This is a genomic window from Bacillus sp. LQ01, from assembly GCF_057624735.1.
On record NZ_JBYEZL010000001.1, the window covers coordinates 604443 to 628121 of the forward strand.

General features: G+C 35.0%; 31 protein-coding genes. 15 read left to right on the forward strand and 16 right to left on the reverse strand.

What is annotated here, in order from left to right:
- Positions 1–11 precede the first annotated feature (11 nt).
- Positions 12–194 carry a DUF3913 family protein gene (locus AC22L0_RS03260; RefSeq protein WP_000707107.1) on the reverse strand — a complete coding sequence of 61 codons (183 nt, stop codon included), beginning with the start codon at positions 192–194 and terminating at the stop codon, positions 12–14.
- A 100-nt stretch (positions 195–294) separates the two neighbouring features.
- Positions 295–747, reverse strand: a complete 453-nt coding sequence (locus tag AC22L0_RS03265) for an Lrp/AsnC family transcriptional regulator (RefSeq protein ID WP_487272137.1) — start codon at positions 745–747, stop codon at positions 295–297.
- Between the two features lie 126 nt (positions 748–873).
- On the opposite strand from AC22L0_RS03265, the gene AC22L0_RS03270 reads away from it, so the two are divergent.
- The 3 genes from AC22L0_RS03270 (at position 874) to AC22L0_RS03280 (ending at position 2334) form a co-directional block, all read left to right on the forward strand.
- Positions 874–1284, forward strand: coding sequence for a carboxymuconolactone decarboxylase family protein (locus AC22L0_RS03270; RefSeq protein WP_098280549.1), 411 nt, complete (start codon positions 874–876; stop codon positions 1282–1284).
- 10 nt (positions 1285–1294) lie between these two features.
- Positions 1295–1849, forward strand: a complete 555-nt coding sequence (locus AC22L0_RS03275; RefSeq protein ID WP_141536694.1) for a cysteine hydrolase family protein — start codon at positions 1295–1297, stop codon at positions 1847–1849.
- An 86-nt stretch (positions 1850–1935) separates the two neighbouring features.
- The gene (locus AC22L0_RS03280; RefSeq protein ID WP_000435265.1) at positions 1936–2334 is read left to right on the forward strand and encodes an SseB family protein; all 399 of its coding nucleotides are present in this window, start codon (positions 1936–1938) and stop codon (positions 2332–2334) included.
- Positions 2335–2361: 27 nt separating this feature from the next.
- On the opposite strand, the gene AC22L0_RS03285 is transcribed toward AC22L0_RS03280, so the two are convergent.
- The gene (locus tag AC22L0_RS03285; RefSeq protein ID WP_098280550.1) at positions 2362–3282 is read right to left on the reverse strand and encodes a S66 peptidase family protein; all 921 of its coding nucleotides are present in this window, start codon (positions 3280–3282) and stop codon (positions 2362–2364) included.
- A gap of 115 nt (positions 3283–3397) precedes the next feature.
- Here AC22L0_RS03285 and AC22L0_RS03290 point away from each other — a divergent pair, with 115 nt between their 5' ends.
- On the forward strand, positions 3398–4486 hold the full coding sequence (locus tag AC22L0_RS03290) for an NAD(P)H-dependent flavin oxidoreductase (RefSeq protein ID WP_098023025.1): 1089 nt from the start codon (positions 3398–3400) through the stop codon (positions 4484–4486).
- A gap of 21 nt (positions 4487–4507) precedes the next feature.
- Here the strand turns inward: AC22L0_RS03290 and dltD are convergent, their stop codons facing one another.
- The 5 genes from dltD to AC22L0_RS03315 all read right to left on the reverse strand — a co-directional run bounded on the left by dltD (position 4508) and on the right by AC22L0_RS03315 (position 8823).
- The gene (gene dltD, locus AC22L0_RS03295; protein ID WP_487272138.1) at positions 4508–5683 is read right to left on the reverse strand and encodes a D-alanyl-lipoteichoic acid biosynthesis protein DltD; all 1176 of its coding nucleotides are present in this window, start codon (positions 5681–5683) and stop codon (positions 4508–4510) included.
- Positions 5680–5919: a D-alanine--poly(phosphoribitol) ligase subunit DltC gene (dltC, locus tag AC22L0_RS03300; protein ID WP_000807310.1), complete on the reverse strand. Its 240-nt coding sequence runs from the start codon at positions 5917–5919 to the stop codon at positions 5680–5682. Before dltC ends, dltD begins: the two co-directional genes overlap by 4 nt.
- 67 nt (positions 5920–5986) lie before the next feature.
- Positions 5987–7153 (reverse strand): D-alanyl-lipoteichoic acid biosynthesis protein DltB, encoded by a 1167-nt coding sequence (gene dltB, locus AC22L0_RS03305; protein WP_000127929.1) that lies wholly within the window; start codon positions 7151–7153, stop codon positions 5987–5989.
- A complete protein-coding gene (gene dltA / locus AC22L0_RS03310; protein ID WP_000770512.1) occupies positions 7150–8664 on the reverse strand; it encodes a D-alanine--poly(phosphoribitol) ligase subunit DltA in 1515 nt (504 codons plus the stop codon). The genes dltB and dltA overlap by 4 nt, the downstream gene beginning before the upstream one ends.
- 12 nt (positions 8665–8676) lie before the next feature.
- Complete coding sequence (locus AC22L0_RS03315; RefSeq protein ID WP_000440293.1) at positions 8677–8823, reverse strand: teichoic acid D-Ala incorporation-associated protein DltX; 147 nt, start codon at positions 8821–8823, stop codon at positions 8677–8679.
- A gap of 337 nt (positions 8824–9160) precedes the next feature.
- On the opposite strand from AC22L0_RS03315, the gene amaA reads away from it, so the two are divergent.
- The 5 genes from amaA (at position 9161) to AC22L0_RS03340 (ending at position 12321) form a co-directional block, all read left to right on the forward strand.
- A complete protein-coding gene (gene amaA, locus AC22L0_RS03320) occupies positions 9161–10330 on the forward strand; it encodes an N-acyl-aliphatic-L-amino acid amidohydrolase (RefSeq protein WP_098280551.1) in 1170 nt (389 codons plus the stop codon).
- A 224-nt stretch (positions 10331–10554) separates the two neighbouring features.
- Positions 10555–10737, forward strand: coding sequence for a hypothetical protein (locus AC22L0_RS03325; RefSeq protein ID WP_000929022.1), 183 nt, complete (start codon positions 10555–10557; stop codon positions 10735–10737).
- Positions 10730–11176, forward strand: coding sequence for a flavodoxin (locus tag AC22L0_RS03330; protein ID WP_000041153.1), 447 nt, complete (start codon positions 10730–10732; stop codon positions 11174–11176). The genes AC22L0_RS03325 and AC22L0_RS03330 overlap by 8 nt, the downstream gene beginning before the upstream one ends.
- A 24-nt stretch (positions 11177–11200) precedes the next feature.
- Positions 11201–11974, forward strand: coding sequence for a hypothetical protein (locus AC22L0_RS03335; RefSeq protein WP_098450674.1), 774 nt, complete (start codon positions 11201–11203; stop codon positions 11972–11974).
- A 185-nt stretch (positions 11975–12159) separates the two neighbouring features.
- Positions 12160–12321: a hypothetical protein gene (locus tag AC22L0_RS03340; RefSeq protein WP_000651086.1), complete on the forward strand. Its 162-nt coding sequence runs from the start codon at positions 12160–12162 to the stop codon at positions 12319–12321.
- A gap of 2 nt (positions 12322–12323) precedes the next feature.
- Here AC22L0_RS03340 and AC22L0_RS03345 read toward each other — a convergent pair whose 3' ends face one another.
- The gene (locus AC22L0_RS03345) at positions 12324–13226 is read right to left on the reverse strand and encodes an aminoglycoside phosphotransferase family protein (protein ID WP_487272139.1); all 903 of its coding nucleotides are present in this window, start codon (positions 13224–13226) and stop codon (positions 12324–12326) included.
- Positions 13227–13309: 83 nt separating this feature from the next.
- On the opposite strand from AC22L0_RS03345, the gene AC22L0_RS03350 reads away from it, so the two are divergent.
- Positions 13310–13828, forward strand: a complete 519-nt coding sequence (locus tag AC22L0_RS03350) for a hypothetical protein (protein ID WP_000715262.1) — start codon at positions 13310–13312, stop codon at positions 13826–13828.
- A gap of 83 nt (positions 13829–13911) precedes the next feature.
- Here AC22L0_RS03350 and AC22L0_RS03355 read toward each other — a convergent pair whose 3' ends face one another.
- From AC22L0_RS03355 to AC22L0_RS03365, 3 genes are all read right to left on the reverse strand, one after another.
- On the reverse strand, positions 13912–14061 hold the full coding sequence (locus AC22L0_RS03355; protein ID WP_000743742.1) for a hypothetical protein: 150 nt from the start codon (positions 14059–14061) through the stop codon (positions 13912–13914).
- An 18-nt stretch (positions 14062–14079) separates the two neighbouring features.
- Positions 14080–14253: a hypothetical protein gene (locus AC22L0_RS03360; RefSeq protein ID WP_000341062.1), complete on the reverse strand. Its 174-nt coding sequence runs from the start codon at positions 14251–14253 to the stop codon at positions 14080–14082.
- A 76-nt stretch (positions 14254–14329) separates the two neighbouring features.
- A complete protein-coding gene (locus tag AC22L0_RS03365) occupies positions 14330–15688 on the reverse strand; it encodes an MATE family efflux transporter (protein WP_000665550.1) in 1359 nt (452 codons plus the stop codon).
- A 187-nt stretch (positions 15689–15875) separates the two neighbouring features.
- Between AC22L0_RS03365 and uppP the strand changes: the two genes are divergently transcribed.
- Entirely contained in the window at positions 15876–16667 is a 792-nt protein-coding gene (uppP, locus tag AC22L0_RS03370; RefSeq protein ID WP_000796258.1) for a bacitracin resistance undecaprenyl-diphosphatase, read from the forward strand.
- A gap of 29 nt (positions 16668–16696) precedes the next feature.
- Here uppP and AC22L0_RS03375 read toward each other — a convergent pair whose 3' ends face one another.
- A complete protein-coding gene (locus AC22L0_RS03375; RefSeq protein ID WP_001999429.1) occupies positions 16697–17284 on the reverse strand; it encodes a thioredoxin family protein in 588 nt (195 codons plus the stop codon).
- Positions 17285–17317: 33 nt separating this feature from the next.
- On the reverse strand, positions 17318–17749 hold the full coding sequence (locus AC22L0_RS03380; RefSeq protein ID WP_070757154.1) for a regulatory YrvL family protein: 432 nt from the start codon (positions 17747–17749) through the stop codon (positions 17318–17320).
- A gap of 160 nt (positions 17750–17909) precedes the next feature.
- Between AC22L0_RS03380 and AC22L0_RS03385 the strand changes: the two genes are divergently transcribed.
- Positions 17910–18329: a MarR family winged helix-turn-helix transcriptional regulator gene (locus AC22L0_RS03385; RefSeq protein WP_000081432.1), complete on the forward strand. Its 420-nt coding sequence runs from the start codon at positions 17910–17912 to the stop codon at positions 18327–18329.
- A 154-nt stretch (positions 18330–18483) separates the two neighbouring features.
- Positions 18484–18639: a hypothetical protein gene (locus AC22L0_RS03390; protein WP_000184928.1), complete on the forward strand. Its 156-nt coding sequence runs from the start codon at positions 18484–18486 to the stop codon at positions 18637–18639.
- A gap of 22 nt (positions 18640–18661) precedes the next feature.
- Here AC22L0_RS03390 and AC22L0_RS03395 read toward each other — a convergent pair whose 3' ends face one another.
- Positions 18662–19897: a dicarboxylate/amino acid:cation symporter gene (locus AC22L0_RS03395; protein WP_000814807.1), complete on the reverse strand. Its 1236-nt coding sequence runs from the start codon at positions 19895–19897 to the stop codon at positions 18662–18664.
- 1271 nt (positions 19898–21168) lie between these two features.
- Between AC22L0_RS03395 and AC22L0_RS03400 the strand changes: the two genes are divergently transcribed.
- On the forward strand, positions 21169–22512 hold the full coding sequence (locus AC22L0_RS03400) for a TrkH family potassium uptake protein (protein ID WP_000383522.1): 1344 nt from the start codon (positions 21169–21171) through the stop codon (positions 22510–22512).
- A 35-nt stretch (positions 22513–22547) separates the two neighbouring features.
- Here the strand turns inward: AC22L0_RS03400 and AC22L0_RS03405 are convergent, their stop codons facing one another.
- Positions 22548–22922 carry a hypothetical protein gene (locus AC22L0_RS03405; protein WP_000136535.1) on the reverse strand — a complete coding sequence of 125 codons (375 nt, stop codon included), beginning with the start codon at positions 22920–22922 and terminating at the stop codon, positions 22548–22550.
- Between the two features lie 188 nt (positions 22923–23110).
- On the opposite strand from AC22L0_RS03405, the gene ytfJ reads away from it, so the two are divergent.
- The gene (gene ytfJ, locus AC22L0_RS03410) at positions 23111–23578 is read left to right on the forward strand and encodes a GerW family sporulation protein (protein WP_000204234.1); all 468 of its coding nucleotides are present in this window, start codon (positions 23111–23113) and stop codon (positions 23576–23578) included.
- Positions 23579–23679 lie beyond the last annotated feature (101 nt).

The window sequence follows — 23679 nt, forward strand, 5'->3', positions numbered from 1 at the left end:
AGAGCTACTTTTTAATTTGTAATAATTTCCACACGAAAATTATTACCGTTCTTTACATATTTAATATCTGTAACAGTGCGGACCGTCTTTAAAATCTCCACTTTTTCACCAATTCGCGGGATGGTCGGAACATTGTCCCAAATACCAAGCAAGTCATCTAATTGTGCCGTTTTTTCATAAAACCAGATTTTCAATGTAAAGCCCCTTTCTCGAACTTTATGTATTTTAATACATAATATATTATTTTTATTCTTATTGTAAGGGGTTTTTTTATATTTTATGAATAAAAATAAATTAATCTTCTGGGAAGATATGTTCAATATCAGGAGTAAGAGATACTTCTGATAATACGATATGAGAAACGGTCGTTGCATATGAAGAAACATCATTGATAAATTCTTCAAGTTCAACGAGTGAAGGAACAGAAATTTTTACAATGTAGCATAAGCTTCCTGTTACTCGGTAACAAAAACTTGCAGATGGATAAGACTGAATAAATTGTTGCATACGTGTTGTATCACCATTTTTTAAAGTGATTTCTAGAATACAATCTAAAACAAGTCCTGCCTTTTTATAATCAATATCGATTGTGTATTTTTGAATAACACCTTCGCTTTCGAGCTTACGAACACGTTCTGAAGTAGATGGAGCAGATAAGTTTACTCGTTTAGCCAATTCACGCATCGAAAGGCGACTATCATTATATAATTCATTTAAAATTTTTCGATCAACAAGGTCTAATTGCATTTGTAAATATACCTCCAGTAAAATAATGATTTTTGTAAAGGAAAAATATAAATTAAGATTCATATGAAATGTAAAGTGAACGTTATTTATTTTACAATAAAACAGAAGGAAATAGGAGGGGAAATGATGGAGAGAATTTCATTATCAAATGTAGGAGATACAAAGTTTCAAAAGTTATTAGGGCATAATTCGGATATATTACATTCGTGGAGTACGTTAGAAGATAAACTGTACAATAAAGGAACTCTTTCAGCAGAGTTGAAGGAGCAAGTGAGAAGAACATTAGCGTATGGGAATGAATGTCCGTACTGTATGGCAAAGGGAAGACCTGATGATGTGCAAAAGGCAGAGGAGATTGGTGTAGCTGTTACTTTTGCGCATACATTTGTTCATGACCGAAAAGCAATAGATGATACTATGTTTCACGTATTAAAACAATATTGGACAGAAAAAGAAATTGTAGAGCTTTGCGCCTATGTTTGCTTTATTACTGCGTCACAACAACTTGGTTTTCTATTTCAATTACAGCCAAATTAAGGGGGAAATGATGACAAATCAAATAGCACTTATCATAATCGATGTACAAAAGGCATTTCAATTACCAGATTGGGGCGAGAGAAATAATATTTTTGCTGAAGAAAACATGAGAATTTTATTAGAAGAATGGAGAAAAAGGGAACGACCAGTTTTTCATATTCAACATGTAAATAAAGAAAATGCTCAGTCAATGTTTTATGAGAGAGCGGAAACGGTAAACTTTAAAGAAGAAGTGCAACCACTACTTGGTGAAGTGGTTATTCAGAAATTCGTTAACAGCGCGTTCATTGGGACAAATTTAGAAGAGCAATTAAGAAAGAACAAATGTAATGCAGTAGTGGTTGTAGGATTAACGACAAATCATTGCGTGGAAACTACGACACGAATGGCAGGGAATTTAGGATTTACAACATATTTAGTGAGTGATGCAACGGCTACTTTTAACCGTAAAGGTTTAGATGGTAAGGAGTATAGTGCAGAAGATATTCACAGTATGACACTTGTAAATTTACATGAAGAGTTTGCTACGATTGTGACGACAAAAGAAGTATTAAAATTATTTTAAGAAAATAATTACAAATTATGTAGAAAAAAATAAGAATATTTCGTATAATCTAAGTACAATCATTTTGAAAATAGGGGTGGCATCATATGGAGCAAATTTCAGTAAAGAAATTAGAAGAGGTACTTGTTGTAGCAGGGGATGATAAACAGAAGCAAAAGGAATTTTATGAATTGCTCTTATCTACTGAGTTTTATGTTGCTGGTTCACTAGAAGCAGAGGACGGGGCAACAGAGGGAATACTTCGTTTGCGTCATTTCCAAGGAGAAGGTAGATGGATCGTTCCGTTCTTTACACAAATGGAATTTGTAAAAGATGTGTTGCCAGAAGGAACACCCCTTATTACGATACGTGGGAAAGAGTTATTTGGTAGCATTGAGAAAGATGCTACAGCTGTATTAAATGTTGGTACTGATATAAGTAAAACATTTATTCCAGAAGAAATTGCAGATATCGCATCTGGACGAATTTTTAATTATTATAAGTAAAAGGAAAAGCGTAATCGCTTTTCCTTTTTAAGTTGAATATGGAGTGGCTATACCGGAAGAAATAGAGACTGTTTTATTATTCGTGTTTATTGTCGCTGTAGCTCCAAGTGGAATACCGATGTTTGGATTTATATGTCCAATTGGTAAACCGAATAGGACCGGTATATGATATGGTGCGAAATATTCATATAATATTGTTTGCAATGATTGAGATAGCTTTGAAGGATTGCAGTCGTGACAACTTGTGAAAATAACGCCCCTACATTCATTAAACTTTCCAGATAAAAGTAGCTGATTTAACATACGGTCAATGCGGTACGGTTCTTCACCAATGTCTTCAAGTAATAAAAGTGTATTGTCCGTATTTATCTCGTAGGGCGAGCCAATTATACTTGTTAACACAGCTAAATTTCCTCCAACTAACGTACCTGTAACTGTACTGTGAGAGCTAGGTACGATACATTCTGATGCAGATAAAATGGTTGAATACGGATGGAATAGCTGATTGAAAGAAGATAAAGAAAGAGAATCTACACCTTTCCCTAATTCTTCAATCATCGGGCCATGAAATGTCACAAGCTTTGCATAACGTGAAACAGCAGTATGTAAAGCTGTAATATCGCTATATCCCCAAAAGATTTTAGGGTTTTGCCGAATGATTTCATATTGAATGTGAGGGAGGAGACGAGCACTTCCGTAACCACCTCGTGCACAGAAAACGGCCTTCACTTCATTATTTGTAAATGCTTCATGTATATCGTCAAGCCGAACTTGATCACTTCCGGCTAAAAATCCATATTTCTCGTAAACACTCTTCCCGATTATGACGGATAACCCCATCTCTTGTAATATATTCACACCTTTTAATACATTTTCGATTGTAGGTGGACCAGATGGTGCAATGATCATTACTGTATCACCTTGTTTTAATGCATTTGGATAAATCATTAAGCTCAGCCTCCTTCTCTTTCAATATATTCGCTTCATATGAAGTTCAACCCTTGCAAAAGCAGGGGAAAGCTTATCAAATAAAGAAGATATAAAGGAAATAGGAGGGGAAATGATGTTTACAAGTCGAGTAACAGACATATTAAAAATTGAGTATCCCGTTGTTCAAGCCGGTATGGCAGGCGCGATTACGACGCCAGAACTTGTTGCAGCAGTAAGTAATAGCGGAGGATTAGGGACGCTTGGAGCGGGCTATATGAGCCCAGAACAAATTCGTGAAGCGATTTATAGAATAAGAGAACTAACAGATAAGCCGTTCGGTGTTAATTTACTTGTAACGAAAGAGATAGAAATAGAAGAAGAGAAGGTAAATGAGGCGAAAGTATTACTAAGCGGAGTGAATAGAGAATTAGGTATAGAAGTAGAAGGAACGTTAAAGCTTCCAAAAAGCTATAAGGAACAATTACAAGTGCTATTAGATGAAAAAGTACCGGTCGTTAGCTTTGCATTTCAAACGTTAGAAAAAGAAGAAATAAATGATTTAAAAAGAAATGGAATAAAAGTTATCGGAACAGCTACCCATGTGAAGGAAGCGAAAGTACTTGCTGAGCTAGGAGTAGATATTATTATTGGGCAAGGTAGCGAAGCAGGAGGGCATAGAGGAACGTTTATTGGGAAAGAACGAGATGCTATGATTGGTACTTTTGCGTTAATACCTCAGTTAGTAGGGGGTGTTCCGCATATCCCAATTGTCGCAGCAGGTGGTGTAATGAACGGACAAGGGCTTGTTGCAGCATTGGCACTAGGAGCAGAAGGTGTTCAAATGGGATCAGCCTTTTTAACAAGTGAAGAGAGTATTACGCACGATGTGTATAAAGAAGCGGTTTTACATAGTACAGATACGAGCACAACTGTAACTCGTGCGTTTTCTGGGAAATATGCGCGGGGTATTCAGAATGAATTTATAGAGAGACATGAAGGAAAAGAAGAAGGGCTGCCGATGTATCCAGTGCAAAACGTATTAACTTCTAAAATACGCCAAGAGGCAGCGAAGCAAAATAAGGAAGAATATATGTCACTTTGGGCAGGACAGGCAGCATCATTAGCTCGAATCGAATCAGCTCAGCATGTAGTGGAGCGAGTTATGAAAGAAGCAGAGAATACAATCGAACAATTACAAAATATATACAAAAAGACCACTTGAGTAATTCAAGCGGTCTTTTCATTAGTTTGCTTTATAAAATTGTTGGATGGCTTCGTCGATGTAAACCCAGCCTTTCCAACCTAAGTGCATATGATCTTTTAAGAAGTATTTATCGTATTCATGATTTGAGAAGTCGGCAATTGGATAACCAGCTTTTTCAATTTGCTCATGAACTTTCTTATAGTATGCTTCGCGGCGTTCTTTCGGGAAGCCAGCGTAGTCGTACCAAGGACCTTTGACAGGAACAGAAATGAAGAGTGGTTTTGCACCAGATTGTTTTAATAAATCAAGTACAATTTGTAAATCTTCATATTCTGGCGATTGGTCATAAGCATCATTTTTTAAGTAACCTTCACGTTGCTTTAATTTTTTCTTAATTTTGCTATTGAAGTAACCATCTTCGATACCATATTCATTAGATACAGATTCTGCTGCACCTGTTTGATCCGCATGTTTACGAGCCTCTTCCCAGTTCATTTGTTTTAATGAAGGGTCAAGCTTTTCTTTGTGTGGTTTAATATTAAACATAGCTGTAAATAAATCTTTACGATCTAAAATGTTACGGTAAATATAAGCGAAAGGTTTAGCAGCAAGTGCTTTTACTTGATACTTCGTATCATCATAAGCGATACCTTCAAGCGAGATTTTTAATAAAGTTTCTTTTTTTACAATCTCAAAGTTTAATAAACGCTTTGCAATTTGTTTTTTCATTTCAGGTTTTAAATCATTGTTGAAAATGAAGTGGTAACCTTGTTGTTTTGAAAAGTTAGGTGCAAAGTGCGTCTCGTCAATACCTTGTGGTACAAACCATTGCGGAGAAAGAACGAATACCATTTTCTTATCTTTCAATTGATCCATTGTAGATGCGAAGTTTAACACATGTACAAGGTCTTGTGTTCCGCCGCGTCCAAGAAGGAATGGCGTAAATCCTTCAGGCTTTACTTTAAAATAATTAGATGGATGGAAAGCATCCATACGTGCGAATTCCGATGAACCGTACATCGGAAGATATTTTGGATCTGCTAACATCTTTTGCTGTAAAATCATACTTTGAATTTTTTCTTCTTTTAAAGAAGTAGCAGCTTGTTCTACTTTTTCATCACTTAAAAGTGGAAGTAGGAAGCGCGTTGGAATAAGTAAGAATACAGCAAAAAGGGCCAATGCTAAAAGCATCGGACCAAATTTTGCTTTGTTCATCGGATTTCTTCCAACTTTTTAATAACCATGTTTGGTGTAGCCCACTCGTCACGGTCAAAATCAGAAATAGAAACTTCAATATCTAAACGCTCTTGGAATTCAACTAATAAAGATACTACAGCGAAAGAATCAAGGATACCTTCTTCAAATAATTGAACATCTAAGTTTTCTTTCACAATATCGTTTTCACATACTTCTTCTAAAATATCTAATACTTGCTCTTTGAATTCTGCCATTTTTAAAATCTCCTTTATATCCGAAATTATTATATGTGCAACTTCTTAATGGAATAAGAAGGGTGCATTAAAAGTATCTGTTAAGGTGTCCAGAGAAGATTAGGAAACCGAAACATACAACGTGGAACGTAATTACAATCGCAAGGACGTGTGTAAATTTATTGTTTGGCCAAAACTTATGCTTTTTGTTTTTTCGTTCGAAAATATCGAATAAAATGAACAGTGCGGCATGATAGAGACCATAAATAACATATTGTGCAACAGCGCTTCCTTGGATGTGCCAAATTCCCATAATGAAGAAGTTTAAAAATGCACCGATATACGAAATTGTGTAACGGTTCTTAATTAACTTTTTCTTCGTTGCAAAAAAGACGAAACGCATGTAAATAAAATCACGGAACCAGAATGATAAACTCATGTGCCAGCGGTTCCAGAAGTCTTTAATATTACGACTAAGGAATGGCTTATTAAAGTTTTCTGGCGTTTTAATCCCCATCATGTAACTGATACCAATTACGAACGCACTATAACCTGCAAAGTCAAAGAATAATTGCATGCTAGTAGCGTACATAAAAATCACATTAGATAAAAGTGTATCTTGATTGGCGAATACGGCCTTTACAAGATATGTTGTTATCAAGTGTGCAATTATAAATTTGTACAGAAAACCTTGGAAAATACGGTTAAGTCCTGTATATAGTAACTTTTGATATTCTTCACCACTAGGTGGCTTTTGAATATCTTTTTGGAATCTACGATAACGATCAATAGGTCCACTTGAAATCGCAGGGAAGAATAAAACAAACTCCCAGAAATTAAAGAAGGAAAGTTCTTTAATTAAATTATCACGAACTTCAAAGACCATTTGCACAGCTCTAAATGTTACGTAAGACATACCTGCGAAAACAATAAAATGTAATTCAGGTACAAAGGGTGCGATTTTTGCCAAAATAAGTGGCAAAATCGATAAAATAACAGCTATACAAAACATGAATGTACTATTATTTTGTTTTCTTAAAAGTAAATAGCCTTTAATTAGGGCATATTGCCAAATAATAAATGCGGCTAACATAATCGCTTGCTTCGGTTTATCTGAGAAGATAATAGCAATCATGACTAATGTTAATACTGCATTATATTTACGCAACATTTTACCTTTTAATCCAGCTATGATAGTAGGTATTAATAAAATGCCCACTATAGCGAAAAAATAAAATGATCCATATGCGGTCATGCTGTAACCTCACTCAATAATTTTTTGCGATCTACCTTTCCATTTGGTGTCATTGGAATAGAAGATTGATACATGAATTTACGTGGAATCATGTAGTTTGGTAATCGCTCATTGAGTTCTTTTTTGATTGCAGATGTTAATTTGAATTCTTTTTCAAATGAATGTTCTCCAGGAACAACAACCGCTAATAAATAATCGTATTTCTCACCTTTTTTAATTGGAACGATAACTGCTCCTTCTACGTAAGAACACGCACGAAGGTGATGCTCAATTTCTTCTAATTCCATTCGATAACCATGCAACTTAATTTGGAAATCAAGACGACCATTATAGAATAGAAGACCATTTTCAACATAGCCAGCATCGCCTGTTTTATAGGCGCGCTCACCGTCAATCATAGTAAATGCTTTTTCTGTTAATTCAGGGCTTCCTAAATATCCAACGCTTACGCTTGGACCGACAATTACGATTTCACCTTTTTCACCATCAGGTGCAATCGTGCCATCTTCTTTCATAATAAGAAGGCGACAGTCTGATTTACAATAGCCAACTGGAAGTGATTTGTATTGATTAAGCACTTCTTCTGTAACGTGAATACCTGTTACAGCGACAGTAGCTTCTGTTGGACCGTAAGTATTCATAATTGTTGCTTTTGGGAAACGCTCAATTAATTTTCTAGCCACTTCATTTGGTAACACTTCACCGCAGAATAAGAATGTTTTCATGTTCGGTAGCATACTTTCAGAGAAGGATGCTTCCATTAAACACATTTCAGCGAAAGAAGGTGTCGAAGTCCATACTTGAATATCCGATTGCTCTAAAGAAGCAAACAAGTCTTTTGGACGCGCAATCATATCTTTATCGATTGCCCAAAGTGTACCACCTGTTACTAATGATGGGTAAATATCCATTACAGATAAATCGAATGAGAAAGGTGCTTGATTTAAGAATACTTGCCCTGTTTGTAAGTTGAAATCTTCTACAGCCCATTTTGTAAAGCTAACAAGGCAGTTATAAGTAATCTGAACCCCTTTCGGATTACCTGTGCTTCCTGATGTGTAAATAATGTAGAAGTTCTCATCACCTTTTACCGCATGTTCAGGATTTGGAGTGTTCCCTTTATGAGTAAAGAAAATATCTTTTAAGTTGTCTTCACTTACGATGCGAACTGGTAAATCAGTTACAGTTACTGCTGTTGCCGATAAAAGTAATTTCGCACCAGAATTTTCAGCAATACGTTGTACACGATCAGCTGGGATAGATAAATCTACAGGAATGTAAGCATGTCCAGCTTTTACACATCCTAAAAAGTTAACAATCATTTCAGGTTGCATATGGCCATACACCATAATTGGTGAACGATCGTCTGGATACTCAGAAGAAATCCAATGTGCTAACGCATCAGAATCTTCCTTTAATTGTTTGTACGTAATTTTCGCATCTCGCCAAACAAAAGCGGTTTGATCAGGCGTTTCTGCAGCCCACTTTTCAATTTGTTCTAATAACTTCATAACGTTCCCACCCTAGAATTCATTGTAAATAAATGTACTTGTGTTTGTATCATGGAATCCATACAACCAAAGTAATGCAAATAAAATTGCAAGATAATAAACCGTCTTTGCAACCCATTGTGTGAGTGGTCGAGACCATATCTCTTTTAATCTTTCCATGTCTTTCCCTCTCTTAATGAAATAATAGCTCTTTGTAGGTATCATGTCCTACATTATTGTGAAAAAAACAAAATCCCACATTTTAGGTAAAAATAAGTCAAAAGGCTCTTTTTTGATATTAGCACTAAATACTAAAAAAGAAAATCCCTAACTTAGCAATTATATTACATTCAGCATGAATTTGTAATGGGTTTGACATGTAAATAGAAAGTGGATTGTGTGAATACATAAAAGTGGACTATAAGAATACGTAAAAATACAGTATTTGTTTTTATTAATCATTCAAGACGGAGTAAACTTTTAAATTTCTAGTTCTTTTGAAAAGGAGGAAATTATCATGAATAGAGTGTGGAAGAATCTAATTTCGGAAGAAAATATCGTGAAATGGAGAAGGCACTTCCATAAGTATCCGGAATTATCATTTCATGAAAAAGAAACTTCGCAATTTATATATGATACATTATGCTCATTTTCTTCTTTTGAAGTAACGAGACCGACGAAGTATAGTGTACTAGCAATTAAAAGAGGTGTGAAGCAAGGGAAAGTAATTGCGATTCGAGCTGATATAGATGCTTTGCCAATTCAAGAGGAGACAAGTAAATCTTATACATCTGTGAATAAAGGAATGATGCATGCATGTGGGCACGATGCTCACGCAGCTATTTTATTAAGCACAGCAGAGGTGCTATCAAATATAAAGGAAGATTTTGCAGGTGAGATTCGTCTATTCTTTCAGCACGCAGAAGAGGTGTATCCCGGTGGGGGACAAGAAATGGTTGAGGCAGGTGTAATGGACGGTGTTGATTATGTAATAGGTTTACATGTTATGTCTGGATTAGAAAGCGGAAAGATAGGAATTGTGTATGGGCCGATGATGGCGGCACCAGACGTATTTACAGTTGAAATTCAAGGCAAAGGAGGACATGCGGCGCGGCCAGAAGAAACGATAGACCCTATTGCTATCGGAGCACAGATTATTACAAATTTACAACATATCGTATCAAGAAATACGAGTGCTTTTATGCAAAGGGTTATTTCAGTTACACAATTTCATGGGGGAACGGCTGACAATATTATTCCTAGTACAGCAACTTTAATGGGAACCGTTCGTTCATTTAATCAAGCATTGAGGGTGGAAGCAGAAGGGAAAATCGAGAAAATTGTGAAAGGAATTACAGAAGCACATGGAGGATCGTATATATATACGTATCGATATGGATATGATCCGGTTATTAATGATGAATATATTACGAAAATAGTAGAAGAAAGTGCACTACATTTGTTTGGGAATGAGCGTGTTGTGAAGCTTGAACCTTCTATGGGTGGGGAAGATTTTTCAGCATATTTAAGAAAAGCACCCGGTTGTTTCATTAAATTAGGAACAGGTAATGAAAATATATATACTTGTTATCCACATCATCATCCGAAATTTGACGTGGATGAATCAGCATTAATTTGTGGAGTGGAGCTATTTTTAGAGACGACTATAAGATTACTAAAATCATAGAAAAACAAAAAAAGGCAACTGCACTCTATTGCAGTTGCTTTTATTTCTTTCCGTCAGAGAGGGCTGAGAAAGAACTATGCTCATTCATAGTATATGAATAGCTAACGGACAAGCTTGTACATTTTAATCATTTTTTAAAAAATAGTTGTTGACATTGATAATCAATGTCAATTAATCTAAAAGTAGTTGAAATTGATAATTATTATCAATAGGATGGATGCGACATGTTAATGAGAAAAAATTTTCACCTTCTGCGGAGGGGATTAAAAGATAAAAATAAAGATAAAGATGTTGATCAGCATATGGAATGGCAAAGAAATGTAATTCGGTCTGAATATGTAGATGAGAATAAGAGCATTCAAACAGAAAAAGAGATACAAAGTAAAGGGAGAGGTTCAGTTGAGTAAGTTAGTAATGATTTTTGCAAGTATGAGTGGAAATACCGAGGAAATGGCTGACCACATTGCCGGCGTAATTCGTGAAACAGAAAATGAAATTGAAGTTATTGATATTATGGATTCACCAGAAGCTTCTATATTAGAACAGTATGATGGAATTATTTTAGGTGCATACACTTGGGGAGATGGTGATCTTCCTGATGACTTCTTAGATTTTTATGATGCAATGGATTCTATTGATTTAACTGGGAAAAAAGCGGCAGTATTCGGATCGTGTGATTCGGCTTATCCGAAATACGGAGTGGCAGTTGACATTTTAATAGAAAAGCTACAAGAGCGCGGGGCAGCAGTTGTGTTAGAAGGACTAAAAGTAGAATTAACGCCAGAAGATGAAGATGTAGAAAAATGTTTACAGTTTGGAGCTGAATTTGTAAAACACCTTTCTTAATGGCAGAAGGGAGATGAAGAGCAAGTGCATGAGAAAATCTCAATCAAAACGATGACAGATTATCATTTGTATGATTTTATGCGTTGTCCGCATAAATTTTATTTTCGTCATATAAAAAGAAGAGAACCTTCTTCATTTGAATGGCAACAAATAGCACAAATGATTGTCAATCAAATTATTAACGAGTATTACACGCTACCTGCGGGTCAACAAACGAAAATTGTACTTTTAATATTAATAGAAAAGTATTGGAAAAAAGTAAGGATTAATATGTTTGCTTCGAAGACGGAGTACTATATTGTATTAGCGAAGCTAACGGATCACTTATTACAGTTTGTTGAAAAGGATGATAGTCAGACACCACCATTGTTTTTATACGAGAAGTTTCAAACATATATGGAAGAGTTAGGTGTTCACATGTCATTGACATTTGAAGTTGGTGAGTGGAGTGCTGGGTCGTTTGTAATTAAAAAGTATGTCGTCGATGCGGATGAGGAAATGCTTGCTCTTTGTCAGAAGCTAATGACAGTATTCAGTTATAAAGCTTTCGGCGTTCTTCCAGGAAAGATTGAAGTGATTAATTTAATAGAAGGAACTAAGTATGAGTGCATTCCAAAACAGGAAGATATTATAACTGGAATGGCTGATTTATCTAGAATGAAAGAAATGTTGCAACAACCTGAGCATTATACAGAGCGTCATTTTCGTTCTGAGTGTATAAGTTGTGCGTTTCGTAGTGAATGCCAAGGGGAAGAAGTAAAGAAAGAAGCGGAGCAGAAGAAAAATATCGTACATTAAAGGATGCAACTTTGCATCCTTTTTTGTTATTGACATGAAAAGCTTTTCATCATTTACGGTATATTTGTAGCAGATTTTAATAAAGTGAATCTTTAATCAGTGGGGGTTTTGTCAATCACCCACTGATTATCAGCCCTCATTAATCGGGCTACCCGCAAATAGCAGGATAAAGGGAGGAATAATCAATGAAAGATGAAACAAAAGTATTTCAATGGTTAAAAGAACAAAATGCTCCTTTTGAAATTCAACTGCAAATTTTACAGGCATTTCAATTGTATAAAGTCATTGTTGAAATGGATAAAAAGTTAATGATGTATGAGGAGAGAGTATATAGGGAGAGAATGTAATCTCATCCCTGTAATATCGTTTTTAGCTGTTCTGTGCCTGTAATGAATTCGAGTTTATTCTCTGACTCAAAGTTATAAATAATATTATGTAGTAAAGGAATGTATTGATAGAAGATAGTAATGCGATGAATGAGTAATGGATCATGATGAGAAATAAGTGTACTGTACTGTTCATATACAGATGTAGTAAACTCATGTCCGAAATCATAATATAGTCCTGCAAAATCAAAAGCAGGATCGCCAATTTGCGCATCACCAAAATCGATAACACCTGAAATACTTTTGTTATGCTTGTTAAATAAAATGTGATGATGAGTAAAATCAGCGTGAATGATTGTGTTTTGAAAAGTGGATGTAGCTAAACATGCAAAGAAATTTTCAAATAAGCGATTTAAGGCTAGTTTCTGTAATGAAGTAAGGCTAGTAGTGAGATATTGGTTTAATTTTGTTTGTAGCTCTTTCCAGTAGGTACATGTTTTTTCAATAGGGAAACATAGCGTTGTAACTTGGTGTAAAGGAATGCTATGTAGTACCGCAAGGAAAGTAGCTAATTGTGTAATAATTGCTTTCAGCTCTGGATCCTCCAGCGTGGCAACTGTGTCTGTTTTTAATGGTTCACCATGAATGAGAGTATAGTAACTACAAAGAGGAACCTCATCAGATTCATTTTTATAAATTAGGTGATATTGTGGAACTTCGATTTCTTGTAGTGATTGAGTGAGAATTGCGCATAGTTCTTTTTCTAACGGAATTCGCATCGCATATTCCTGTTTTCGCGGGAAACGAAACAATAGCTCATCATTTACTATAACTGCTACATTATCCCATCCTTCTTCATTTTGTTTATATGAATGTATAGAAAGATTAGGCAAAGCTTTTTTTATATAATGTTTGTAAGAGTCCATAATTGTTCCTCGTTTCTAAGTTAAGTTATTTCACTTTATGATATCAGAATTTTCTTTCTATATGTTAAAATATAGCTATCATTATTAAGAAGGGCGGGAGTATTACGAAAAAAAGACTGTTAATCAGTTCTCTATGTATCGCTTTTATATTGTTATGGTCATATAAAGAGGAGGTTTTTGCTACCTTTAAACCGATTGATCAGTACGAGTTAAATAAGGAGTTAAAGAACAAAAGTATAGAAAATTTAACTCATAATGAAATGAAAAAGGTAGGAGAGCATTTTGTGACCGAGCAACTATCAGTGTTTGGGTCTACTAATAAAGAAGATGTGAAACGAAAAGGTGAAGAACTATTTTTAAATAGAGGGTATGAACAATTAATGGGAAATTATTATCCAAATCGTTTTCGAGATTTAGAGTATAAATTTACAAACGAGGAGATACGTGAAGAGACCGATGAGAGTTTTCTTTATCAAGCTGTAGCGTACGTTGCGGGTACTGAAAATGGTAAGAGAAGCGAAATGAAATTGAATTATGAAGTGAAAATTGTAAAGGTTAATAATATATTTATGGTGCTAGAACAAAAGCAGCGCGTACAATAAAGGAAATTCATTGCTCAATAGAACATTTTGGGGTGTGTACTACTTAATGCGGAATAAAAAGGCCCTCAAGGAATAAAGGGCCTTTAAAGATTTTCATTTTGTTGACCAAGTTCTTTTTGAGCAATATATAAATTTCCTTGCTCGACTTGTTTAAGGGTATGAACAGAATCTCCTGCATATCCTTTTTGTGTTTTAACAGTTCTTTTTGAACGATTGGAATCTTGTTTCTTCATATAGTAGGCCACCTTTCATCAAAAATAAACGAAAATGATAAGTATGAGTAATACAGCAGCGAAAATGGTAATGCCCATTAAAAACGAAGTGTTTTTATATTTAGGTGGCTTATGTACATCTTGCCGATATCCAGGTGAAATTTCAGGGGCAAATTCTTCATCGAATGATTGCTTTTTTTCTTTGTCATCCATATGTACCCACCTTTCTTTTTCATTATATTATACGTTACAAGAAAAAATATGCATAAAGAAAACAGCCGCTTTATTATTAGCGGCTGTTTTGTGTTGTATATTTTCGTTGTACTTGAAAGAGACGGATAAGTAGGAAGGCAGCGCCAAATGCTAGACCGATAATAAGACCGATCCAATAGCCTTTTGCGGCCCATTCTGTATACGTTGCTAATATATAACCTAGTGGTAGACCTATTATCCAATAAGCAATTAAAGTCATAATTAGAGCGACATTTACATCTTTATAACCACGCAGAGCTCCTTGTACAGGGGTTGCAATTGCATCTGAAATTTGAAATAAAATCGCAAAGATAAGAAATTCTTTTGCTAAATGATGAACTTTTGCATCTGTCGTATAAATAGAAGCAATTTGATCATCAAAGAAGTAGAGAAGAATCGAATATAATAAAGCAAAGGCAAGGGCTAATCCAATTCCAATCAGTCCGTATTGTTTTGCATTATCGAAACGTTTTGCACCAACTTCGAATCCGACCGCAATAGTCATTGCCATTGCTAAACTTAGCGGAGTCATATATAACAAGGAAGCAAAGTTCATAGCTGCTTGGTGAGCTGCAATAGTTGTCGTACTAAAATTACTCATCATAAGCGTTACCGCAGCGAAAATACTCGTTTCAAAAAAGATAGCAAATCCGATAGGGACGCCAAGCTTTAAGAATGCTGTCCAACTCGAAAGAGAAGGGCGGTATAATTGTTTGAAAATGTTGAAAGAGGCAAAAGGCTCTTTCGTCTGAATAATAATGACTGTAATAATTAAAATGCACCAATATGTTGCAGTGGAAGCAATTGCCGCTCCAACACCACCAAGTTTTGGGAAACCGAAGTTACCAAAGATTAATAAGTAATTTAATATTACGTTAATTGGTAATGATAGTAATGTAATAATCATCGTTGTTCGAGTTTTTCCTAATGCATCAATAAATCCACGTAAAACCGTGTAAGTGAATAAAGGTATAATTCCTATTGCGATAATACTTAAAAATTGAGCTGCAATACGTTCCACAGGTTCTTCTAAGCGCATGCCGTTTAAAATAGGTGAAACGACGAAGAAACCGATGAGGATAACAACGAAACTAGCACAAATTGCTAAATAAACTGCTTGTATGACAACGTGGGGAACGTCCTCTTTTTTCTTGGATCCAACGAGCTGTGCAACAATGGGAGTCGTGGCCATTAAAATTCCTGTTAACCCAGTACTAACTGGAATCCATATACTTGTTCCAATTGCGACACCTGCTAAATCAGTTGGGCTTGCATGTCCTGACATTGTTGTATCGAAAAAGCTCATCGCAAATAATGACATTTGCGTTACGAAAATCGGAAAAAATAGTAATACAAATTGCTTTAACTTTTGTGAGAATGAAGTAGTTTCTTTCATAAAATCCCCTTTCCGTATAAAAAAACAAACTCTTACTATCATACAATTTAATCAAAGATTAGAAAAGAAATACGCGCCTACAACATATGAAGCCAATAAAAAAAAGGATGCACTTTGAAAAGGGATAAGGTATTATGATAAGGTGTGAAAAAATTACATATTATTTGTTATTAAGGAGGCACTACTTGTGGCTGATTGGTTAATTGGTTTAATCATGGGTGCTGTTGAAGGGTTAACAGAGTTTCTACCAGTATCATCAACAGGACATATGATTTTAACAGGACATTTAATTGGATTTGACGATGAGAGAGCGAAAGTTTTTGAAGTTGTAATCCAATTGGGATCGATTTTAGCGGTTGTAGTTGTATTTTGGAAACGATTATGGTCGTTAGTTGGAATTGGGAAAGTAAAAGAAGGGCCATCGTTAAATTTATTACATATTATTATTGGGATGATTCCTGCCGGGGTACTCGGTGTATTATTCCATAGTGCAATTAAAAAGGTTTTATTTGGTCCAGGACCAGTTGTCATTAGTTTAGTAGCTGGTGGTATTTTAATGATTGTTGCTGAGAAGTTTTCAAAACCAAGTACAGCAAGAACGTTAGATGAAATCACATATAAGCAAGCATTTACAATTGGAATGTTCCAATGTTTAGCACTTTGGCCAGGATTTTCTCGTTCTGGTTCTACAATAAGTGGTGGTTTATTAGCTCGCGTGTCGCATACAGCGGCAGCTGAATATACGTTCATTTTAGCAGTACCGATGATGGTAGCTGCAACTGGATTAGATTTAATTAAAAGCTGGGATGTATTAAGCTCGGCAGATGTAACGCTATTTGCAACAGGATTTGTAACTGCATTCGTTGTTGCGATGCTTGCAATTGTCTCATTCTTAAAATTATTATCTCGTGTAAAACTAACACCGTTCGCTTATTATCGTTTCATTTTAGCTGCGGTATTCTATTTCTTCATTATGTAAAATAAAAACCTGCCGAGCTCGGCAGGTTTTTATTTTACTAATTTTTCTATCATGTTTTCCATTACATGTTCCCAAAGAGAAGTATCATCAGCTAATGTAGCACGGAAATTAGCATACATTTCTTTTTGTTTTTCTTCGAATGTTGGATCTTCTTTTTCAGGTAATGTAGCGCGCATTGAAGTTACTAATTCTTGTACTTTTGGAGCGCGTGGTCCAAAGACGGCTTGTTCATTTCCATCTTTATCAATGAAAATAAAGATTGGAATCGCACGTGCTGTTCCATTTGTTAAATATTGATCCATTAATTCTAAGTTTTCATCGCGAATTAATAAACGCATATCAATATTTGCAACTTCAGAAATTCGTTTCATAACAGGTACGCATAAAAGAGCATCGCCACACCAATCAGCAGTTAATACGATAACACGCCAGCCATCATTTTGACGTTCTTCTAATACAGGAAGTAATTCATTTGGAATTAAAAAATTATTGTAAATGTGTAGTAGCTCGTATTGGTTTACTTGCATTTCATTCACATATGTATCAAAGGACATACCTTTATCAGCCCATTGTTGTAAGTTCATAATTAACACCTCTTTAGTAAGATTTGCTTTCATTGTACCAACTTTTATATAGAAAAGCTTGTATTCTTACTCTTTCTTGTCACTTAATAATTTATTTAATAGAAAAAAGAATAGTACGACACATAATTCAGTTAAGTTGGACATTTGTACGCTTTCTATCCAATCATCAGCAGTATGAATGACGAACCAATCTAGTGTAATTTCAATGAATGAGAAAAGAGTGAGAGAAATCCAATTTGGCATGTTTTGAGTCAATGGATATAGCAGCGCTTTGAAGAAACTGAAAATAAATAATGTAATACCATCTAAGAAAGTGATTAATAAAAAAAAGAGAAGTAAAGCAGTACGTGAACTATACGCTATACCTGTAATTTGAAAGATTCCTACATATACAAAAAATATAAATGTAAAAACTATAATGAGAAAAAGAGCAATAATACTAATGATAATTGTTTTATCTTTTAGGCTGAGATTTGAGAACCTCTCCTCCTCACGCATTAAAATACCCCTTTTTCTGGAAGTTGACTTCATTTTATCATGAAATACATATTAAAAAACTACGAATTATGGGAAAATAAGGTGACAAAAAGTAAGATTTCATGTAAAATTATTAATAAGGTTTTTATTTAACTAAATGAAATAAAAGGAGCTGTCAATGTTGTCTCAAAATCGAGAGCAATTAATGGAAGAACTATCGACAAATGTGTTTGCTATGTTTCGCACGTTGCGTAATGATATCGGAAAAATATTCGGTGGTTACATACCGTGGAATGAATTCATCGTCCTAAGAATATTAAATCGTACGAATAAAGAAATGGTATCGCGTGTAGCAAATGAATTAAATGTGTCGAATAGTCATATTACAGCTGTTACAGAAAAATTAATTAATAAAGGTTTTGTAACTCGTTCACGTTCTACATCAGATCGCCGAGTTGTGTATTTAGAGATTACAGAACAAGGGAAAGATTTAGTTGCGAAAATGGAAGATGCGAAAAAACAATATTTACAAGAAAGATTCTCTGCACTTTCAGAAGATGAAATGAATGTAATGATTTCAATTTCCAAAAAACTTATTTAAGTGATTATAAACAAGAAAACGCTTACGTGATAAAATAGAAGGTCTTCCTTATAGATGGGAGATCTTCTTTCGTGTGTAATAGATGTTAATAAATAAAATGTGTATGAAAAAAGATAGAGCGCCATACTACTAATACAAGGAAGGAGGGAGAAATATGACGAATCGTAACGGTAGTAAAGGGAGCGGTAATCAAGGATCACCAAAGTCCGGCCAGTTTAATCAAGAATTTAGCACTGAATTTGAAACTGGTAATGATAATAAAGGGAAAGAATATCGTTCTAAAAAAGGGAGTAAATCAAAAAAGGAGTGAATTAATTCACTCCTTTTTTGATTTACGATGCTGCCGATTGATCCGTATTATATTTTTCTTCTGATTTTGCGACAATCATTGCGCAAATTGCATCGCCAGAAATGTTTACAGCTGTTCTAGACATATCTAGAATACGGTCAATACCGATAATTAAAGCGATACCTTCTACTGGTAGATTTACTTGATTTAAAACCATTGTAAGCATTACAAGTCCAACACCAGGTACACCAGCAGTACCGATACTAGCTAGTACAGCAGTTAATACGACCATAGCTAATTGCGGTAATGTAAGTTCAACTCCGTATACTTGAGCGATAAATACAGTGGCTACTCCTTGCATAATGGCAGTACCGTCCATATTAATAGTTGCCCCTAGTGGTTGTACAAATGAGCTTATCGCTTTTGGAACGCCAAGCTTATCTTGTGCTGTTTTCATTGCAAATGGAAGCGATGCATTAGAGCTAGATGTACTAAATCCAATTGCCATTACTGGCCCGAAATGTTTAAAGAAACGAACAATACTTTCTTTTGCTAATATCTTTAATAAGCCACCATATACAAAGACCCCGTGAATAATGAGTACTAACATAACGACAATCATATACTTGAACATCGCAGCGACGCCTGCAAGCCCCATTTTACCAACGGATGAAGCGAGCAAACCGAATGTTCCAATTGGGGCTAATTTCATAACGAGATTAACAAGATACATCATTAATTCGTTGCCCTGTTCAAGTAATGAATGGATACCTTGAACTCGTTTTCCTAAAATAGCTATACCGAGTCCAATCAATACGGCAAAGGCAATGATTTGTAACATGTTTCCGTCAGCCATCGCTTTTGCTGGGTTATCTGGTACGATATTTAGCAATGTGTCAACGAAAGATGTTTCAGTTTTTGCACCTTCATACTTAAGACCTTCTGTTTTAAAATTACCGCCAGCTCCTGGTTTTATAATAAGTGCAAATGTAACCGCTATAGAGATGGCAACCGCAGTTGTTACGAGAAAGAATGAAATTGATTTTAAACCGATTCTTCCAAGTTGTTTCGGATCTCCAAGGCCGGCAGCACCAAGTACGATAGAAATGAACACAACAGGAACAACTAGCATTTTAATAAGTCGAATAAACAATTGACCAATTGGGTTGAACACATATTGATTTAGTGGCTCAAAGATAGATGGAGCAGCTAAATTTAGAGTGAGTCCAACAACTAGACCTAGAAATAATGCGATTAAGATTGCTTTTGTTTGTTTCAATAAAATCCCCCCTTTTGTTTTTGTGAAATTTCTTTCTAAAGTAATTATACCGAAAAAATCCCTAATTTAACAATATTTTCTGAATTTTTTGGTTTTTAGGTGTAGATAGACTGATTTTGTGTTTGGAAAATAAAATAGACCATCACATAGGATGGTCTAGGGAAGGGGACAATTTATGTCAATTTAATTAGGGATGGAAGTTGCTTTAAGACACTGGGGAATGTCTTATAAATTAGGGAGGAACAACTTCAATACATATACTATAAAAGGTAGGTGTGACTCTCATGTGAACATAGGGTGAAAGAGAGAGGGAGTTTTAAATAAAAGATAGAAAGACAAAAAATAAGACCATCACATAAGATGGTCAAGGAAGGGGACAATTTATGTCAATTTAATTAGGGATGGAAGCTGTTCAAAGACACTGGGGAATGTCTTATAAATTAGGGAGGAACAACTTCGATACATATACTATAAAAGGTAGATGTGACCTCTGTGTGAACATAGAGTGAAAGAGAGAGGGAGTTTTAAATAAAAGATAGAAAGACAAAAAAATAAGACCATCATTTATAAGATGGTCAAGGAAGGGGACAATTTATGTCAATTTAATTAGGGATGGAAGTTGCTTTAAGACACTGGGGAATGTCTTATAAATTAGGGAGGAACAACTTCGATACATATACTATAAAAGATAGATGTGACCTCTGTGTGAATATAGAGTGAAAGAGAGAGGGAGTTTTAAATAAAATGAAAATTTAATGAGTGTTTTTTGTTCATCCCCTGTTGATTATTAGCCTTAACCAATCGGGCGTTTATTGCCCACAAATAGCGGAATAAAAGATAAAGCAAACAAAAAATAAGACCATCATTTATAAGATGGTCAATGGAAGGGGACAATTTATGTCAATTTAATTAGGGATGGAAGCTATTCAAAGACACTGGGGAATGTCTTATAAATTAGGGAGGAACAGCTTCGATACATATACTATAAAAGGTGGATGTGACCTCTATGTGAACATAGAGTGAAAGATATGGGGATTTGAAAGATAGTACATATGAAATTGTTATTGCTAGCAATATAGAATTAGGATATAGAGTTTTCCAGCAAAAAACGAAAAGGAATCTGAATATAAATAAAAGTTGTAATCTATGAAAAAAAAGATTATGCTCAACTATATTATGAGAATATAAGGTTTGTCCCAATTATTTAAGGGCTTTTAAAAAGCTTTTTATTGTATGAGGGGAAGCTTCACTTTAATAAGGGAGTTAGTGATATGGACGTAACAAAAAAACAAGGGCTGTATAATCGTCTTATACGATTAAACCCACCACAAATATTAGCATTAGGCTTTTTCTGCTTAATTGTGGTTGGCGGTTTGTTATTAAAATTACCATTCGCAACGAAAGCACATATTAGTTGGGTAGATGCTTTCTTTACAGCAACGTCAGCAGCGACCGTAACTGGTTTGGGAGTAGTGGATACAGCAAGTACATTTACGATGTTTGGCGAAATTGTTATTATGTTTTTAATTCAAACAGGTGGTCTAGGTCTTATGACAATTGCTATTTTAATTGTTTGGGTACTAGGTAAAAAAATCGGATTACGCCATCGTTTATTAATTGGAGAAGCATTTAATCAAACAAATATAGGTGGTCTTGTAAAATTAGTAAAGCGTGTCTTTATATTTTCGATTTGTATTGAACTTATTGGGGTCATCTTTTTATCGTTTCGCTTTATTCCAGAGTTTGGTTTTGGAAAAGGTTTATACTATAGTATTTTTCATGTAATTGCATCTTATAATAATGCAGGGTTTGCTTTATGGCCAGATAATTTAACAAGATATGTAGGGGATCCCATTATTAATATTGGGATTTGCTCTTTAATTGTAATCGGAGGACTCGGTTTTACCGTATTAATTGATATATGGTATAGTCGCAGTTTTCGAAAATTATCACTTCACTCAAAAATAATGATTATTGGAACAGTAGTGCTAAATGTTATAGCAATGATTGTGATTTTTGTATTGGAATATAATAATGTGAAGACGTTAGGGAATTTATCTTTAAATGAAAAACTATGGGCTTCCTTCTTTCAAGGTATTACTCCGCGGACAGCTGGATTTAATACGGTTGACTATGGAGGTATGGAAGAATCATCTATATTATTTACGATGATTTTAATGTTTATTGGTGCAGGAAGTGTATCGACAGGTGGAGGAATTAAATTAACGACGTTTGTTATCTTAATTACATCTGTCCTTTCTTTCTTTAGAAAAAAGGAGGAAATTGTTTTATTTCAGCGTACAATTAAAATGTCGACAGTAACGAGGGCATTAGCAATTGCTGTTGCCAGTCAAATACTTATTTTAGCAGCGGTATTCATATTAATGCTTACAGAAAACTTCAGCTTTATTCAATTATTATTTGAGACAATATCAGCGTTTGGCACAGTCGGATTAACGATGGGAATTACTGCACAGCTATCGGCATTCGGAAAATGTATTATTATGTTTGTTATGTTCTGCGGATTAATTGGACCATTAACACTTGTGTTCTCTTTAGCGCGACCAGCAAAACAAAAAATAAAATATCCATCGGAAGATGTGTTTACAGGATAAGGTATCCCGCGTTAAGCGAGATACCTTTTTCTTTTTTAGAACAGGGAGAACAATAGACCAATAAGTGCTACTCGGAATAAAATTGCGATAAGTGCAGCAATTCCACCGACAACTGCAGCGATACCGCCAGTTACAGTAGCTCCGCGATTATAAGCGTAAATACCGAGTAAAACAGAAACAAGACCAAATAGTGTTGGAAATGTAAATAGCGATAAGATAGATAGCGCAAGAGCGATAAAACCAGCAGTTGATCCAGCAGCGGACGATTTTACAACATCTTTATCGTCTTTATCATCGTAATCATAATCAATGCGTTGTGGTGCAACCTCAGCGGCGTACTCTTCTTTATAGTCACTATAATCACTATCTATTCTATCTCTTTTTTTATAATCATCAAATTTCTCAGTCAAAGTCATGACTCCTTTCATAACAAGGTTCAATAGTAGTATGTATCTCTTTTTCTTTTTTATCCCGCTATTTGTGGGAGTCGAGCTACGTACACATCCCACTGATTAAAGTTTCACTATACCGGAGCATGTACAGGGAGTAGTATCTTTTAAAAGAAGGAAAATGTTTTTTTGAAATAGGAAAAGTTAGTATGACTTCCTCTATTTTGGAAAATATAAAAAGGAATAATGAGGAAAGGGTGCAATACATAATGGAACATCCAATTGAAAATTTAATGAAAACGGCAATGACAAATTTAAAAGAAATGGTAGATGTAAATACAATTGTTGGGAGCCCGGTTTCAACAGCTGACGGAAATGTAGTATTAACAGTATCTCAAGTGGCTTTTGGTTTTGGAGCTGGTGGAAGTGATTTTAAAGGGGATTTCATCACTGAAAAACATAACGGTGGGCAAAATCAGCATAAAGAGAACAAACAAGGGCATCCATTTGGAGGAGGAAGCGGGGCTGGGGTTTCCATTAGTCCAGTAGCTTTTTTAGTAGTTGGTTCTAATGGGGTGCAAGTATTACATCTCAACAGCAGTACACATTTAATTGAAAAGGCTTTAAATACTGTACCAAGCACTGTAGATAAATTTGTGAATGGTCGTCAAAAGTGAACTTGCATTTTTTAGGAATTATGATATATTAGAAAAAGTGCGCTTTAGGATGATCGGAATAATTGAAATGTAAATATATATGATGTGTGGAATAAGGGAGA